The organism is Streptomyces sp. NPDC127098 (assembly GCF_042722465.1).
GTDB lineage: Bacteria > Actinomycetota > Actinomycetes > Streptomycetales > Streptomycetaceae > Streptomyces > Streptomyces millisiae.
Map to the genome: position 1 here is coordinate 41,539 of NZ_JBHXFJ010000020.1, position 14,458 is coordinate 55,996.

15 protein-coding genes are annotated in these 14,458 nt (G+C 73.1%); 8 read left to right on the forward strand and 7 right to left on the reverse strand.

What is annotated here, in order from left to right:
* Nucleotides 1-71 precede the first annotated feature (71 nt).
* Nucleotides 72-551: a Uma2 family endonuclease gene (locus ACFWI8_RS15385; protein ID WP_387090740.1), complete on the forward strand. Its 480-nt coding sequence runs from the start codon at nt 72-74 to the stop codon at nt 549-551.
* Between the two features lie 3 nt (nt 552-554).
* On the opposite strand, the gene ACFWI8_RS15390 is transcribed toward ACFWI8_RS15385, so the two are convergent.
* Nucleotides 555-1,814, reverse strand: coding sequence for an Nramp family divalent metal transporter (locus ACFWI8_RS15390; protein WP_387090742.1), 1,260 nt, complete (start codon nt 1,812-1,814; stop codon nt 555-557).
* A 134-nt stretch (nt 1,815-1,948) separates the two neighbouring features.
* Here ACFWI8_RS15390 and ACFWI8_RS15395 point away from each other — a divergent pair, with 134 nt between their 5' ends.
* From ACFWI8_RS15395 to argF, 3 genes are all read left to right on the forward strand, one after another.
* Nucleotides 1,949-2,797 carry an isocitrate lyase/phosphoenolpyruvate mutase family protein gene (locus ACFWI8_RS15395; RefSeq protein ID WP_387090744.1) on the forward strand — a complete coding sequence of 283 codons (849 nt, stop codon included), beginning with the start codon at nt 1,949-1,951 and terminating at the stop codon, nt 2,795-2,797.
* A gap of 49 nt (nt 2,798-2,846) precedes the next feature.
* Nucleotides 2,847-4,082 carry an arginine deiminase gene (locus tag ACFWI8_RS15400; protein WP_387090746.1) on the forward strand — a complete coding sequence of 412 codons (1,236 nt, stop codon included), beginning with the start codon at nt 2,847-2,849 and terminating at the stop codon, nt 4,080-4,082.
* 136 nt (nt 4,083-4,218) lie between these two features.
* Nucleotides 4,219-5,226 (forward strand): ornithine carbamoyltransferase, encoded by a 1,008-nt coding sequence (gene argF, locus ACFWI8_RS15405; RefSeq protein ID WP_387090749.1) that lies wholly within the window; start codon nt 4,219-4,221, stop codon nt 5,224-5,226.
* Here the strand turns inward: argF and ACFWI8_RS15410 are convergent.
* Genes ACFWI8_RS15410 through ACFWI8_RS15425 form a run of 4 tightly spaced genes read right to left on the reverse strand, consistent with a single transcriptional unit; the run spans nt 5,197 to nt 8,374 of the window.
* Nucleotides 5,197-5,802 (reverse strand): O-methyltransferase, encoded by a 606-nt coding sequence (locus ACFWI8_RS15410; RefSeq protein ID WP_387090756.1) that lies wholly within the window; start codon nt 5,800-5,802, stop codon nt 5,197-5,199. The genes argF and ACFWI8_RS15410 overlap by 30 nt on opposite strands.
* 6 nt (nt 5,803-5,808) lie before the next feature.
* Nucleotides 5,809-6,483: a response regulator gene (locus ACFWI8_RS15415; protein ID WP_387090759.1), complete on the reverse strand. Its 675-nt coding sequence runs from the start codon at nt 6,481-6,483 to the stop codon at nt 5,809-5,811.
* Entirely contained in the window at nt 6,471-7,682 is a 1,212-nt protein-coding gene (locus ACFWI8_RS15420; RefSeq protein ID WP_387090762.1) for a sensor histidine kinase, read from the reverse strand. Before ACFWI8_RS15420 ends, ACFWI8_RS15415 begins: the two co-directional genes overlap by 13 nt.
* A complete protein-coding gene (locus ACFWI8_RS15425) occupies nt 7,679-8,374 on the reverse strand; it encodes a hypothetical protein (protein ID WP_387090765.1) in 696 nt (231 codons plus the stop codon). Before ACFWI8_RS15425 ends, ACFWI8_RS15420 begins: the two co-directional genes overlap by 4 nt.
* A gap of 236 nt (nt 8,375-8,610) precedes the next feature.
* Here ACFWI8_RS15425 and ACFWI8_RS15430 point away from each other — a divergent pair, with 236 nt between their 5' ends.
* From ACFWI8_RS15430 to ACFWI8_RS15445, 4 genes are all read left to right on the forward strand, one after another.
* Nucleotides 8,611-9,618 carry a Bug family tripartite tricarboxylate transporter substrate binding protein gene (locus ACFWI8_RS15430; protein WP_387090767.1) on the forward strand — a complete coding sequence of 336 codons (1,008 nt, stop codon included), beginning with the start codon at nt 8,611-8,613 and terminating at the stop codon, nt 9,616-9,618.
* Nucleotides 9,615-10,145, forward strand: a complete 531-nt coding sequence (locus tag ACFWI8_RS15435) for a tripartite tricarboxylate transporter TctB family protein (RefSeq protein WP_387090770.1) — start codon at nt 9,615-9,617, stop codon at nt 10,143-10,145. The genes ACFWI8_RS15430 and ACFWI8_RS15435 overlap by 4 nt, the downstream gene beginning before the upstream one ends.
* A gap of 4 nt (nt 10,146-10,149) precedes the next feature.
* Nucleotides 10,150-11,649 (forward strand): tripartite tricarboxylate transporter permease, encoded by a 1,500-nt coding sequence (locus tag ACFWI8_RS15440; protein WP_311603149.1) that lies wholly within the window; start codon nt 10,150-10,152, stop codon nt 11,647-11,649.
* Between the two features lie 87 nt (nt 11,650-11,736).
* Entirely contained in the window at nt 11,737-12,210 is a 474-nt protein-coding gene (locus ACFWI8_RS15445; RefSeq protein ID WP_387090772.1) for a hypothetical protein, read from the forward strand.
* Nucleotides 12,211-12,222: 12 nt separating this feature from the next.
* Here ACFWI8_RS15445 and ACFWI8_RS15450 read toward each other — a convergent pair whose 3' ends face one another.
* Nucleotides 12,223-13,173: a carbon-nitrogen hydrolase family protein gene (locus ACFWI8_RS15450; protein WP_387090775.1), complete on the reverse strand. Its 951-nt coding sequence runs from the start codon at nt 13,171-13,173 to the stop codon at nt 12,223-12,225.
* Nucleotides 13,174-13,570: 397 nt separating this feature from the next.
* Nucleotides 13,571-14,458, reverse strand: coding sequence for a homocysteine S-methyltransferase (gene mmuM, locus ACFWI8_RS15455; RefSeq protein ID WP_387090778.1), 888 nt, complete (start codon nt 14,456-14,458; stop codon nt 13,571-13,573).

Below are 14,458 nucleotides of genomic sequence, written 5' to 3' on the forward strand. Positions count from 1 at the left end.
GCCGGGGGAGCGATACGTCGCCCCCGATCCGGAGGCGGCCCTGAAGTACGCCCTCAAGCACGTCCGGTTCGATGCCGTCGAACTCGTGGAGGGGGCTGATCGAGCCGGTGCACAGATGTTGGGCGGGCGAGCTGGCCGTCGGCCGGATCAAGAAGCAGCTGCTGTCGGTGTTGGAACGAACCGGGTGGCTGGCGGGCTCCGGCGATCTCGACCTGCCCGGCTCGCTCAACTTGTTCGTGCCTCGGATGGCGGTCGTGCCACAACACCTCGCGGAGACGGCGGGAACACTGCTTCCGAGCCAGACCTCACTGATCGCCGAAGTCGCGTCGAAGTTCGGCGGCGAGGCCGCGCGCGCCGTCAAACGACGGCGCTACGCGGAGTACGGTGCGCCGCTGTACCTCCTGGTGGACCTGGAGGTACGGGCCTGCACCCTCTTCAGCCGGCCCGGCGGGTCGGGGTATGCGCACGCACACGGGCCGTTGCCGTTCGGCGTCCCGATGCCGCTGCCCGCGCCGTTCGACCTGGAGTTGGACACCAGCCGGATGGGATGACCGTCACCACGGCAGGTCGCGGACCTGCTGGACGCAGAGGATCAGGAACATCACGCCGGCGCCGAAGAGCATCACGTTGCTGATCGGGCCGTTGCGCCATTCGCGGGGGACGCGGTCGGTGTTGAGCAGCCAGAGCAGGGTCAGGGCGAGGAACGGCATGAAGAACGCGCCGAGCACGCCGTAGGTGATGATCAGGCCGATCGGCTGGTCGAGCCAGAGCAGGGCCATCGGCGGGAAGGTGAGCCACACCAGGTAGGCGCGGAACGGCCAGGAGCGCTCGGGGTCGCCGGCCGGGACGGCGGCGGGGCGGAGGCGGCTGACGAAGTCGGTGAACAGCAGGCTCACGCCGTGCCAGACGCCGATGACCGAGCTGAAGGACGCGGCGAAGAAGCCGATCAGGAACAGGTTGGCGGTGAGGCTCCCGAAGCGGTCCTCGAGGACCGCGCCCACGTCGAGCAGTCCCCGGTCGCCCTGGGTCAGCGAGACCTCGGCGGCGTGCAGCAGTTCCGCGCCGATGACGAGCATCGCGACGACGAAGAGGCCGGTGGTGGCGTAGGCCACCCGGTTGTCGAGCCGCATCATCGGCATCCAGGCCGGGCCCCGCCAGCCCTTGGCCGTCACCCAGTAGCCGTAGGCGGCCAGCGTGATGGTGCCGCCGACGCCGCCGATCAGGCCGAGCGTGTAGAGCACGGAGCCGTCCGGCAGGGTGGGCCAGAGGCCGGCGACCATGGCGCCGGTGTCGGGCGCGACGCGGATGGCGATGCCGACGACCACCACGAACATCACGCCGACGAAGACCATCATCAGCTTCTCGACCACCGCGTAGCGGTTGAACCAGACGCAGGCGAGGCCGAGCAGCCCGGAGAGGATGCCCCAGGTGCGCAGGTCGGGTCCGTCGGGGAAGAGCGCGACCAACGGCAGCCCGCTGGCCGACATGGCGGTGGCGCCGTAGATGAAGCCCCAGATGACGATGTAGCCGCCGAAGTAGACCGTGGTCCACCGGCCGAGCGAGCGCCAGCCGTCGAAGATGGTGGTGTCGGTGGCCAGATGCCAGCGGCCGGTCGCCTCGGCCAGTGAGATCTTGATCAGGCAGCCGAGCACCGCCGCCCACAGCAGCGTGTAGCCGTATCTGCTGCCGGCGACGGCCGTCGCGACCAGGTCGCCCGCGCCGACCCCGGTGGCCGCGACCACCAGGCCGGGGCCGATCAACCGCCAACGTGCTTTCGGTAGTTGGGCCGCGGCCCCCGGTTGCGTCTTTGCCACGACGGGGAATATGCCCAACGGATCGCCCGCCAATACGAACCCGCGAACGATTCTTTTCGGCCGCCGCGCGCGCCCGCCACGGTGATGTCCGAATGCCGCCAGTCGGAGCCGTGGGCGCGTGATGGACTCCGACCATGAACAGCACGAACGAACTCGTCGCCCGAGCCCGACTCCTGCACGCCCTGCACCACGGGACCACCCCGCTGGTGCTGCCCAACGCCTGGGACGTGGCCAGTGCCCGGGTGGTCGCGGCGGCCGGCGCCGCGGCCGTGGCCACCACCAGCTCGGGCGTCGCCTGGTCCCTCGGCGCCCCGGACGGCGACCGGCTCGACCGGCGCCTCGCCGTCGAACTCGTCGCCCGGGTCGCCGGCGCCGTCACGTCGCCGGTCACCGCCGACATCGAGGCCGGCTTCGGCGCGGACGCCGACGGCGTGGAGGAGACGGTCAGGCTGGTGATCGAGGCGGGCGCGGCCGGGGTCAACATCGAGGACAGCCACCACGGTGGCCCGGCGCCGCTGCGCCCGGTCGGCGAGCAGGCCGCCCGCCTGGCCGCCGCCCGCGCGGCGGGTGAGGCGACCGGCGTGCCGGTCTTCGTCAACGCCCGGGTCGACGTCTTCCTGCGGGCCGACGCCGGCCGACCGCGCGAGGAGCTGCTGCGGGAGACCCTGGACCGGGGTCGGGCCTACCTGGCGGCGGGCGCCGACGGCGTCTTCGTGCCGGGCGTCACCGACCTGGAGACGGTGACCGCGCTGGCCGACGGGCTCGCCGCCCCGCTCAACGTGCTGACCGGCCCCGGGGCCCCCTCGGTGGCCGATCTCGCCGCCGCGGGCGCGGCCCGGATCAGCGTCGGCTCGGGCCTGGCCCAGGCGGCCTACGCGGCGGTCGACCGGGCCACCAGGGAACTGCTCGACGCCGGCACCTACGTCGGACTCGACAGCGGCGACTGGAGCTTCGGGCGGCTGAACGCGCTGCTCGACGGCTGAGGGCCACGGCGGCCGGGCTCGCGCAAGCGGGTGCCCGCAGAATGGAGCCATGACCTTCCATGTCGACTCGGAGACCGGACGACTGCGGCGCGTGATCCTGCACCGCCCCGGGCTCGAGCTGAAGCGGCTGACCCCCACCAACAAGGACGAGCTGCTGTTCGACGACGTGCTGTGGGTGCGGCGCGCCCAGCAGGAGCACGACATCTTCGCCGGCCTGCTCCGCTACCGCGGGGTCGCCGTGCACCTGTTCGGCGACCTGCTGGCCGAGAGCCTGGCCGTGCCGGCGGCCAGGGCCCTGATCCTTGACCGGGTGTTCGACGAGCGGGAGTACGGTCCGCTGGCCACCGACCGGCTGCGCGCGGCGTTCGACGAGCTGCCGGGGCCCGAGCTCGCCGAGGTGCTGATCGGCGGCATCACCAAGCGCGAGTTCCTGGAGCGGCACCCGGAGCCGACCTCGGTCCGCTTCCACGTGATGGACCCGGACGACTTCCTGCTGCACCCCTTGCCCAACCACCTGTTCACCCGGGACACCTCGGCCTGGGTCTACGACGGGGTGGCGATCAACGCCATGCGCTGGCCGGCGCGGCAGCGGGAGAGCGTGCACTTCGAGGCGATCTACGGCTACCACCCGCTGTTCGCCGGCGAGCGGTCCGGGCGCTTCCACCTGTGGTCGGAGGGGCAGGGCGCGCACCCCTCGACCATCGAGGGCGGGGACGTGCTGGTGATCGGCAACGGCGCGGTGCTGGTGGGGATGAGCGAGCGGACCACGCCGCAGGCCGTCGAGTTGCTGGCGCGGCGGCTGTTCGCGGCCGGCTCGGCCCGCACCATCGTGGCGCTCGACATGCCCAAGCGGCGGGCGTTCATGCACCTGGACACGGTGCTGACCATGGTGGACGGGGAGACGTTCACCCAGTACGCGGGCCTGGGGATGCTGCGCTCGTACACCATAGAACCCGGCTCGGGGGAGCGGGAGCTGAAGGTGACGGACCATCCGCCGGAGCACATGCACCGGGCGATCGCCGCCGCGCTTGGCCTGGGCGGGATCCGGGTGCTGACGCCGACCCAGGACGTGCACTCGGCGGAGCGCGAGCAGTGGGACGACGGCTGCAACGTGCTGGCGGTCGAGCCGGGCGTGGTGGTGGCCTACGACCGGACGGTGACCGCCAACACGCACCTGCGCCGGCAGGGGTTCGAGGTGCTGGAGATCCCGGGCGGCGAACTCGGCCGTGGCCGGGGCGGACCGCGCTGCATGAGCTGTCCCGTGGAGCGCGACCCGGTGTCCTGAGCGTCGCCCGGGCCCGGGCGGCGGTGCTGGCCCGCCGCCTCGGGTGACCACCCCGCAGGTATCGCATAATCATGAAAAGACGCGTATATACTTCCAACTTCTCGAACGCGATTCCGACGACCGATGGAGTCATCCCATGGCGACAGACCTCAAGGGCCGCCACCTGCTGCGCGAGCTGGACCTCACCCCGGCCGAGTTCCGGGGCCTGCTCGACCTCGCGGCGGAGCTCAAGGCCGCGAGGCGGGAGGGTACCGAGCGGCGGCGGCTCACCGGGCGCCAGATCGCGCTGATCTTCGAGAAGAGCTCCACCCGCACCCGCTGCGCCTTCGAGGTGGCCGCCACCGACCAGGGCGCGCACACCACCTACCTCGACCCGAGCGGCTCGCACATCGGCTACAAGGAGTCGGCCAAGGACACCGCCCGGGTGCTCGGGCGGATGTTCGACGCGATCCAGTACCGGGGCAGCGCCCAGCGGACCGTGGAGGAGCTGGCCGAGCACGCGGGCGTCCCGGTCTACAACGGGCTGACCGACGACTGGCACCCGACCCAGATGCTCGCCGACGCGCTGACCATGACCGAGCACGCCGGCGGCCGGCCGCTGGCCGAGCTCGCCTTCGCCTACCTCGGCGACGCGCGGAACAACATGGGCAACTCCTATCTGGTGACCGGCGCCCTGCTCGGTATGGACGTGCGCGTCGTGGCCCCCCGCGGGCTGTGGCCGACCGAGCGGGTGCGGGCCGAGGCGGCCGCCCTCGCGAAGCGGACCGGCGCGCGGATCACCCTCACCGAGGACGTGCCGGAGGGCGTCCGGGGAGCCGACTTCGTCGCCACCGACGTGTGGGTGTCGCTCGGCGAACCGAAGGAGGCCTGGGACGAGCGGATCGCGCTGCTGCGGCCCTACGCGGTGACGATGGACGTGCTCAGGGCCACCGGCAACCGGTCCGTCCGCTTCCTGCACTGCCTGCCCGCCTTCCACGACCTGGGCACCGAGGTCGCCCGCGACGTCCACGCCCGCCATGGCCTGGACTCCCTGGAGGTCACCGACGAGGTCTTCGAGTCGCCCCACTCGGTGGTCTTCGACCAGGCCGAGAACCGGATGCACACCATCAAGGCCCTACTGGTCGCCACCCTGGCCGACGCGTGACGTCCTGACGCCGACGACACTGCTGAGATCGGCCGCCAGCCGAAGCTCCACGGCGCGCAGCGCCGGATGGCCGAGCCAGTTCTCACGCGCCGGGTCCGGTCCCGGGCGGCCCGGCGTGAAGTCGTCGACCACCACCGTGCCGCCCGGGGCGAGGAGCGCCTCCGGATCGGCGGGCTCGTCGCCCGGCGCCTTGCCCGAGCCGCCGCCGTCCAGCACCAACAGGTCGAACGGGGCGTGGCCGGCGATCTCCCGCCAGTCCCCGCACACCACGGTGACGCGGTCGTCGGCGGCGAAGAGCCGGCCCACCGCGGAGGCCAGGTCCGGGTCACGCTCGACGCTCACCAGCCGCGTGCCCGGCGGGGCGGCCGAGGCCAGCCAGGCGAGGCCCACCCCACAGCCCGTGCCGGTCTCCCCGATCACCCCCGCCGCTCCGCCGGCCAGGGCCGCCAGCAGCCGGCCCTGCTCGGGCCGGCACGAGTGGGCGAAGCCGCGCCCGGTGGCCAGCCGGACCGCCCGCACCACCTGCTCGGGCAGGCCCTCGACGCCCGCGTAGGCCGCGGTGCCCCCCACGGACACGGCCCGTCACCCCTCCGACTCGTGGACCAGGATCGCGACCTGGACCCGGTTTCCGCACTCCAGCTTGTTCAGGATGCGCGAGACGTACGTCTTCACCGTGGCCACGCTCATGAACAGCTCGCCGCCGATCTCCGCGTTGGACTTGCCCTCGCCGATGGCGCGGGCCACCTCGCGTTCGCGCCCGCTGAGGGCGGCGAGCGAGGCCCGGGCACGGGCGGCCTTGTGGCGGCGTTCCTCGTCCGCGTCGCGGCGCACCACATGGTCGATCAGCCGGGTGGTGACGGCCGGCGAGAGCATGGACTCGCCCGCGGCCGCGCCCCGTACCGCCCGGAGGAAGTCGGTCGGGGGCACGTCCTTCAGCAGGAAGCCGTTGGCCCCGGCGCGCAGCGCCCGCAGCACGTACTCGTCGGTGTTGAAGGTGGTCAGCACGATGATCGCCGGGCCCTCGCCGAGCGCGCCGGAGCGGAGCTCCTCCGTGGCGGCGAGCCCGTCCGTCCTGGGCATCCGGATGTCCATCAGCACCACGTCGGGCCGCAGCCGGCGCGCCAGCTCGACGGCCTCGGCACCGTCCGCCGCCTCGCCGACCACCTCGATCCCGGGGTCGGCGCCCAGTATCAGCGCGATCCCGGCCCGCACCAGGCCGTCGTCGTCGGCGATCAGGACCCGGATCACGTCGGCCACGGCAGCCACGCCTCCAGACAGAAATCGATCATGCCGCCCTCCCCTCGCCGCGCACCGTAGTCGATGCGCCCGCCCGCCAGGGACACCCGCTCGCTCAGCCCCACCAGGCCGGACCGCGCGCCGGGCAGGGCGGGCTCGGCCGAGGCGACCGCCAGCGGGTTGGCGATCCTGACGTGCAGCTCCCCCTGCCCGGTGCGGTCGAGCAGCACCCTGGCGCGGTGTCCTGGGGCGTGCTTGCGGGCGTTGGTCAGCCCCTCCTGCACCACCCGGTAGGCGGTGCGACCGACGGAGGCCGGCAGCGAACCGGTCGCCGCCGGCAGCCGGTTGTCCAGCGCGACCACGGCGCCCGCCGCCCGGGACTCCCCCACCAGCTCCGCTATGTCGGCCACTCCGGGCTGCGGCCGGGTCGCGCCCGCCGACGGCACGTCGGCGGCGGGGACCGAGCGCAGCACGCCCAGGATCTCCCGCAGGTCCTCCAGCGCCTGGTGGGCGCTGGACCTGATGGTGCCGGCGACCTCGGCCACCTCGGCGGAGCCCATGTCGGGCCGGATCTCCAGGGCCCCGGCGTGCAGGCTGACCAGGGTGATGCGGTGCGCCAGCACGTCGTGCATCTCGCGGGCGATGTGTTCGCGCTCCCGGCCGCGGATCTGGTCCGCCCGCAGCGCGGCCTCCGCCTCCGCCCGCTCGGCGCGCTCGCGCAGCGAGTCCACCAGCTCGCGCCTGGCCCGCACCACCATGCCCCAGGCCACGAAGGGCGTGATGACGACGAGCGACAGCACGGCCGAGAAGACCGCGAGCCCCACGTCGGTGTAGCCGGCCTCGACCAGGTCGGGGTCCGGGTGGACCACCGCGAAGGGGATGCTGCCCACGGCGTGCGCCAGGGTGAGGGCCGCCGCGATCCGCCACGACCTGCGCACCGCGACCGTGAACAACGACACCAGCACGGCGCCGGCCACCAGTTCGGTGAACAGGCCCGCCCCCAGCACCAGCACGGACACCAGCACCGGCCGCTGCCGGCGCCTGGCGAGCAGCAGCGAGCCCGCCACCCCCAGGGCAAGGGCCGTGCCCAGGTAGGGCTCAGAGAACCTGGGATCGCCCCACGAGTCGGCGAAGAGCAGCAGCACGAGCAGCAGCGACAGGGTGACGCAGGTGACGTCGACCACCAGGTCACGCCGGCGGGAGCGCGCCGCCGACCTCATGACCGCACCAGCGGGCGCCAGTACTGCCGGACGGCCTCGTCCCGCACCGCGTACCCCAGCTTCTCCACCTCGAGCCGCAGCTCCGCTATGTCCTCGGCGGCCTTCTTCCGCAGCGCCACCTCCCTCGCCTTCAGCAGCGCGTTGACCGCCGAAGGAACCTCGGGGGTGTCGGGCACCCAACGCCGGTAGAGGTCGGCGTAGGGGTCGGCCTCGGCCCACGGGTAGCCGTGGGCGGCGAAGGCCCGCGCGACGTCCGCCGGCCGCTCCTCGCTCGTGTCCCGCAGCAGTTGCCGGGACTCGTGGTCCAGGATCACCAGCTTCTTCCCGTCCAGGAACACCGCGTCGACGGCGGCCCGCTCGATGACCCGGGTGGTGTCGTTGATCTCGACGCGGACCCGCGAGTCGCTGAGCGTGACCTTGAGGCTGGTGGCGAAGGCGATCACCACCAGGACCAGCCCGGCCAGCAGCCCGAGCGCGGCGAGCACGGCCCCCACCCAGCGGCTCTCGAACGAGGCCACCAGCTCGAAGGGGCCGCGCATCGGCATCCACGGCACGCCCATCACCCAGTCCGAGACGGGCGGCAGCAGGAGGCCGAGCCCGGCCCCCAGCGCGGGGGCGCCGATGAGCAGGACCAGCCGGTCCGCCAGGGGCAGCCACAGCCGGGTGGTGGGTTCCTTGGCCTCGGTGGGCATCGCGCGCTCCTCGTCCTCTCGTCTCCGCCCGGGCACGGTCCGGGCGGAGACGGCTCGACGCTATGTCCTCGGTCACCCTCCGCGACAGTCATCCAAAGTCGGAACCTCGGTCCCCGCACGCCTCACTTTCGTCATGAACTCAATGACCGAAAGGCGACTTAGTTCCGCAACCGAGCAGGGCATGGACACGCCGCTTAACACGTAGGCAACATGTGGCGCCCTCAACTCCCGACCAGATGTTCGACGAAAGGCGGCGTCCCGTGCGCCTGCGTGTACTCCTGTCGCTGCTGTCGGCGACGCTGATCGTGCTGGTGGTGCCTCCGCTCCTCAGCGACGAAAGCTCCGCCGGCACCGGCACCAACATCCCGGGCCTGCGCTTCATGGTGCCCAACACGCCGGGCGGCGGCTACGACATCACCGCCCGCACCGCGGCGAGGGCCGCCGAGGACGCGGGGCTCAGCAGCGGCATAGAGGTCTTCAACCTGCCGGGCGCCGGCGGCACCGTCGGCCTGAGCAGCCTCGTCGCCGACCACGGCAACGGCCGGCTCGCGATGTCGATGGGCCTCGGCGTGGTGGGCGCCGTGCACACCAACCACACGAGCTCCACCCTGGCGGACACCACCCCGATCGCCCGCCTCACCCAGGAGCCGGACATCGTGGTCGTCCCCGCCGACTCCCCGTACCAGAGCTTCGAGGACCTGCTCGCCGACTGGCAGGCCGACCCCGGCTCGCTGCCCGTGGGCGGCGGCTCGTCGCCCGGCGGCCCCGACCACCTGGCGCCCATGCTGATGGCCGAGGCCGCCGGCATCGACCCGCGCGGCGTCAACTACATCTCCTACGACGGCGGCGGCGAGCTGCTGGCCTCCGTGCTCGGCGGCCAGGTCGCCTTCGGCGTCTCCGGCGTCGGCGAGTACCTGGACCAGATCGAGGCCGGCGAGCTCCGCGTGCTCGCCGTGACCAGCGGCGAACGTGTCGAGGGCCTGGACGCGCCGACCCTCACCGAGGCCGGCGTCGACGTCACCTTCACCAACTGGCGCGGCATCGTCGCGCCGCCCGGCCTGACCGACGCGGAGCGCGAACGGCTGACCAACCTCGTCACCGAGCTGCACGACTCGGCCGAGTGGCAGGAAGCGCTGGAGACCAACGGCTGGACCGACGCCTTCATCACCGGCGACGAGTTCGGCGACTTCCTGGTCGCCGAGGACGAGCGCGTGGACGGAATCCTGAGGGAGCTTGGGCTGTGAGTACCTCCGAATCGACCGCTTCCGGGACGGGGCTGCGTGAGCGCCTGCGGGGCCGGTCAGAACTGGGCGTCAGCGCCCTGCTGCTCGCGCTGGGCCTGCTGGTGCTCGGCGACGTCATCACCATGAACACCGACTTCACCCAGCGCGGCCCGGTCGGCCCCAAGACCGTGCCCACGGTGGTCGGCGTGGCGCTGCTGGTGGTCGCCGTGCTGCTCGCGATCGACGTGCTGCGCGGCGGCCGCGGCCAGGCCGAGGGCGGCGAGGACGTCGACCTCGACCGCCCCGGCGACTGGCGGACGGTCGCGCTGCTGGTCGGTGTCTTCCTCGGCAACGCCGTGCTGATCCAGCCGCTCGGCTTCCCCATCTCAGGGGCCCTGCTGTTCTGGGGCTCGGCCTTCGCCCTCGGCAGCCGGGCCTACCACCGCGATCCGCTCATCGCGGCCGGCCTGTCCGTCGTCACCTTCTTCGTCTTCGACACCCTGCTCGGCACCCCGCTGCCCGGCGGCCCGCTGATGGAAGTGCTGTAGCCCCATGGACTCACTCAACTCGCTCATCGAGGGCTTCGGTACCGCCCTCACCCCCACCCACCTGCTGTGGGCCGCGGTCGGCGTGCTGCTCGGCACCGCCATCGGCGTGCTGCCCGGCATCGGCCCGGCCATGGCCCTGGCGCTGCTGCTGCCCGTCACCTACGCGCTCGACCCCACCGCCGCGTTCATCATGTTCGCCAGCATCTACTACGGCGGCATGTTCGGCGGCTCGACCACCTCGATCCTGCTCAACACCCCGGGCGAGACCGCGGCCGTGGTGGCCGCCATCGAGGGCCACCCGATGGCCCGCTCGGGCCGCGGTGCCCAGGCCCTGGCGGCCGCCGCCATCGGCCACTTCACCGGCGGCCTGATCGGCACCGTCCTGCTGGTGCTGCTCGCCCCGTTCGTCGCCGAACTGGCCGTCGACATCGGCGCGCCCGACTACTTCGCGATCATGGTGCTGGCGTTCATCGCCGTCACCTCGGTGCTCGGCAGCTCCCGCATCCGCGGCTTCGCCTCCCTGCTGATCGGCCTCACCATCGGCCTGGTCGGCCTCGACCGCCTCACCGGCCAGCAGCGGCTGACGTTCGGCACCCTGGAGCTCGCCGACGGCATCGACGTGGTGATCGTCGCGGTCGGCCTGTTCGCCATCGGCGAGGCCCTCTACGTGGCGCTGCACCTGCGGCAGGGCACCCAGAAGCCCATCCCGGTCGGCCGGCCCTGGCTGGGCAGGGACGACCTGCGCCGCACCTGGAAGCCGTGGCTGCGCGGCCCGCTGATCGGCTTCCCGTTCGGCGCCGTCCCGGCCGGCGGCGCGGAGATCCCCACCTTCCTCTCCTATGTGACGGAGAAGCGGCTCTCCAAGCACAAGGACGAGTTCGGCAAGGGCGCCATCGAGGGCGTCGCCGGCCCCGAGTCCACGGCCTCCGCCTCCGCCTCGGGCACCATCAGCGCCATGCTGACGCTCGGCCTGCCGACCACCGCCACCACGGCCGTGATGCTGGCCGCCTTCCAGACCTACGGCATCCAGCCGGGACCGCTGCTGTTCGAGCGCGAGTCCAGCCTGGTGTGGGCGCTCATCGCCTCGCTCTTCGTCGGGCTGGTGATGCTGCTCGCGCTCAACCTGCCGCTGGCGCCCCTGTGGGCCAAGCTGCTGCGGATCCCCCGCCAGTACCTCTACGCCGGCATCCTGTTCTTCGCCGCCGTCGGCGCGTACGCGGTGAGCTCGCAGCCGCTCGACCTGGTGATCCTGCTGATCATCGGCCTGGTCGGACTGTTGATGCGGCGGTTCGGGCTGCCTGTGCTGCCCGCCGTCCTCGGCGTGATCCTCGGCCCCTCCGCCGAGCTCCAGCTGCGCCGCGCCCTGCAGATCAGCGACGGCAGCCTGACCGGTCTGGTCAACTCGCCGTTCGCCGTGACGGTCTACGCCGTGGTCGGCGTGATCCTGCTCTGGCCGCTGCTGCGGAAGGCGCTGCCGCGCCGCGACCGCACACCGGTGGCGTAGCCGCCGCCCACCGACCGCCGCCCCTCGGCTTTCCCCCCCGTCGCCGAGGGGCGGCGCCATGTCGTCGACGGGCGGTACGGTGGGAGCATGGGGGACGACCGTGAGCAACAACGGCCGGTCTCCGCTGCGTTGCGTCGGGCGCTGCGCACGGTGGCCTGGCTCACGCCGCTGGTGTTCGCCGTGGTGACGGCGGCCGTGCTGCTGATCGCACACCTCGGTGGCGACGACGTCTCCTACACCCCGCCGCCCAACCCCACGGGCACCGCGGACGCCAGCGCGCCCCCGCCACCCGTGCCCACCGCTGAGCCCACGTCGCCGCCCGAGTCCGACGCTCCGGCGGCCCAACAGTCCTTCGACGGCGGGCCGCTTGACCACCTCGGCTCGGCCGCCGCCATCGGCGCCGTCGCCGCGCTGATCACGGCGCTCGGCACGGCCGCCGCCCGGGTGATGGTGGCCATGGGGCAGCTCAGGCTCGCCAATGCCAACGCCGAGGCCATCCGCGCCGGCCGGCCGCCGGCGCTCGGCCCCGAGGACGAGGCCGAGCCGGGTTCACCCGCCTGACGTGGCGCCCGCTCAGCGCCGGAACGGCACGCCGTCGTGCGTCGACCTGAGGAACGGCTCGGCCACCTCGCCGGCCGTCAGCGCGGCGTAACTCCCGGGCCTGCGGAAGGCGTTGCCCCAGGTCTCGCGGCGACGGTAGGCGCGCAGCGCCGCGAGGTCGAAGACCGCCGGGTAGACGCCGGCCGCCTCGCCCGCCTCGATCACCAGCATGTCCCGCGACCCGGTCGGACCGAACGCCATGCCGTCGAAGGCGATCGAGTGCCCCCCGCCGGGGCCCGCGTAGTTGGCCATCGCCACCGCCAGCATGTTCTCGAAGGAACGGGCGCGGAACTGGGACAGCCTGTTGACCTCCAGGTCGCAGGCGTTGGGCGTCAGCACCAGCTCGGCGCCGGCCAGCATCAACGACCTGGCGCTCTCCGGGAACTCCCGGTCGTAGCAGATCATCGCGCCCACCCGCACCTCGCCGGCGGCGGTGTCCAGGGTGGCCACGTCGAAGGAGCCGCCCGGGGTGAGCTCGACCTCCGGAAGGGCGAACGCACAGGTGTGGACCTTGGCGTGGGTCAGCACGAGACGCCCGTGCCGGTCCATCAGGAACAGGGTGTTGCGCGGCGCGCCCTCCCACCGCTCCAGGCAGGTGAGGGCGATGGCGATCCCCAACTCGGCCGCCAGCGCGCGGAAGTGCGCCACGTAGTCGGAGTCGGCGGTGATCGGCTCGCCGCGCCAGGCGGGCTCGCCCTCGGCCCTGGCGACGGGCGTGCGGCCGGCCCAGAGCTCCGGGTGCCGGTAGACGGTCCCGATCGGCTCCGCCCAGTGGTAGCCGTTGCTCCACATCTCGGGGAAGAGCGCGATGTCGGCACCCAGCGCCGCGGCCCGCCGGCAGGCGGCCTCGCCCGCCTCCCGGGTGACGGTCAGATCAGGCTCGGGACGGTCGAGTTGGAGCAGGGCGACGGTCAGAGTGGTCACGGTGCGGTGGTCCTTCCTTCGCTGACGGTGCTGGCTTACTGCGTGCGTCTGGCGTCGGAAGGAGTCGGGGGTGCCCGCGGCAGGACGGGCAGGCGTCACATCATGTGATCAGCCTAACCCAGGCCTGACCCAGGCGGGGGCGAGACCTCTGCCCTGCACCGCTGAGGTCTCGCCCACTGCTGGCGAGTGTGCCGGAATCGCCGGGAAACGCCATGGGGCAGCGGCGGGATTCGGTCGCGAGGAGTGGCATGTCCACTACCAGCGGTCAGCAGGGGATCGGCCCCTCGGAAACGCCCAGGCACCGCCCAGGCACCGCGCACGCCCACCGACCGGCGTCACCTCCGGGGCGCCTGAAGCCACCCCCAACACGGCCGGAATTCGCGAGGTCGCGCCAACCTCACCGGAACGGCGCCAGCCGGGCCGCCAACTCCGCGATCCCCGCCGGACCGACCCGGCAGCAGCCACCGATCAGCCTGGCCCCCGCGTCCCGCCAGGCGGCCGCGTACGCGGCCGGCGACCGCCCCCTCCCCCGCCAGCGACGCCCCGCCACGTCCCACTCCTCGCCACTGTTGGGGTAGGCGACCACCGGCTTGCCCGTGGTCGCCGCCGCCACCTCGACCGCGGGCAGGACCTCCTCCGGCGCACAGCAGTTGACGCCGACCGCCACCACCCGGTCGTCGCCGGCGGCCAGCGCGAAGGCCTCCTCCAGCGACTGCCCGGCGCGGGTCCGCCCACCCTCGACGGTGTACGACAGCCACACCGGCACCCCGCACCCCTCGGCCGCCCGCAGCAGCGCCTCCGCCTCCACGACGTCCGGCACCGTCTCCAGCGCCAGCACGTCCGGGCCCGCGGCGGCCAGCGCCGCGATCCGCGGCCGGTGGAACCGGACGAGCTCGCCGACGCTCAACCCGTAATGGCCGCGGTACTCGCCGCCGTCCGCCGACACGGCTCCGTAGGGCCCCACCGAACCGGCGACCCACACGCGCCGCCCGCCGGCCGCCGCCCTGGCCAGCCGCACGCTGTCCCCGAACAGCCGCTCGGCGGCGGCCCGGTCGACGCCGTGCCGGGCGAAGCCCTCGAACGAGGCCTGGTAACTGGCCGAGATCAACACCTCGGCGCCGGCGTGGACATACGCCGCGTGCGCCGCGCGGACCGCCGCCTGGTCCTCCACCAGCAGGCGGGCCGTCCACAGCTCACCGGCCACGGCGTGGCCCTGGGCGACGAGCTCGTTGGAGAGCCCGCCGTCCAGCACCAGGGGACGACCGGTGAGCGGCGGCGCGGACAC

Bases quoted from the DNA above. Each gene is read 5' to 3' on its own strand.
- ACFWI8_RS15385 (WP_387090740.1), top strand. From the start codon at position 72: ATGCCGTCGAACTCGTGGAGGGGGCTGATCGAGCCGGTGCACAGATGT.
- ACFWI8_RS15395 (WP_387090744.1), top strand. From the start codon at position 1,949: ATGAACAGCACGAACGAACTCGTCGCCCGAGCCCGACTCCTGCACGCC.
- ACFWI8_RS15400 (WP_387090746.1), top strand. From the start codon at position 2,847: ATGACCTTCCATGTCGACTCGGAGACCGGACGACTGCGGCGCGTGATC.
- argF (WP_387090749.1), top strand. From the start codon at position 4,219: ATGGCGACAGACCTCAAGGGCCGCCACCTGCTGCGCGAGCTGGACCTC.
- ACFWI8_RS15420 (WP_387090762.1), bottom strand. From the start codon at position 7,682: ATGAGGTCGGCGGCGCGCTCCCGCCGGCGTGACCTGGTGGTCGACGTC.
- ACFWI8_RS15425 (WP_387090765.1), bottom strand. From the start codon at position 8,374: ATGCCCACCGAGGCCAAGGAACCCACCACCCGGCTGTGGCTGCCCCTG.
- ACFWI8_RS15430 (WP_387090767.1), top strand. From the start codon at position 8,611: ATGTTCGACGAAAGGCGGCGTCCCGTGCGCCTGCGTGTACTCCTGTCG.
- ACFWI8_RS15440 (WP_311603149.1), top strand. From the start codon at position 10,150: ATGGACTCACTCAACTCGCTCATCGAGGGCTTCGGTACCGCCCTCACC.
- ACFWI8_RS15445 (WP_387090772.1), top strand. From the start codon at position 11,737: ATGGGGGACGACCGTGAGCAACAACGGCCGGTCTCCGCTGCGTTGCGT.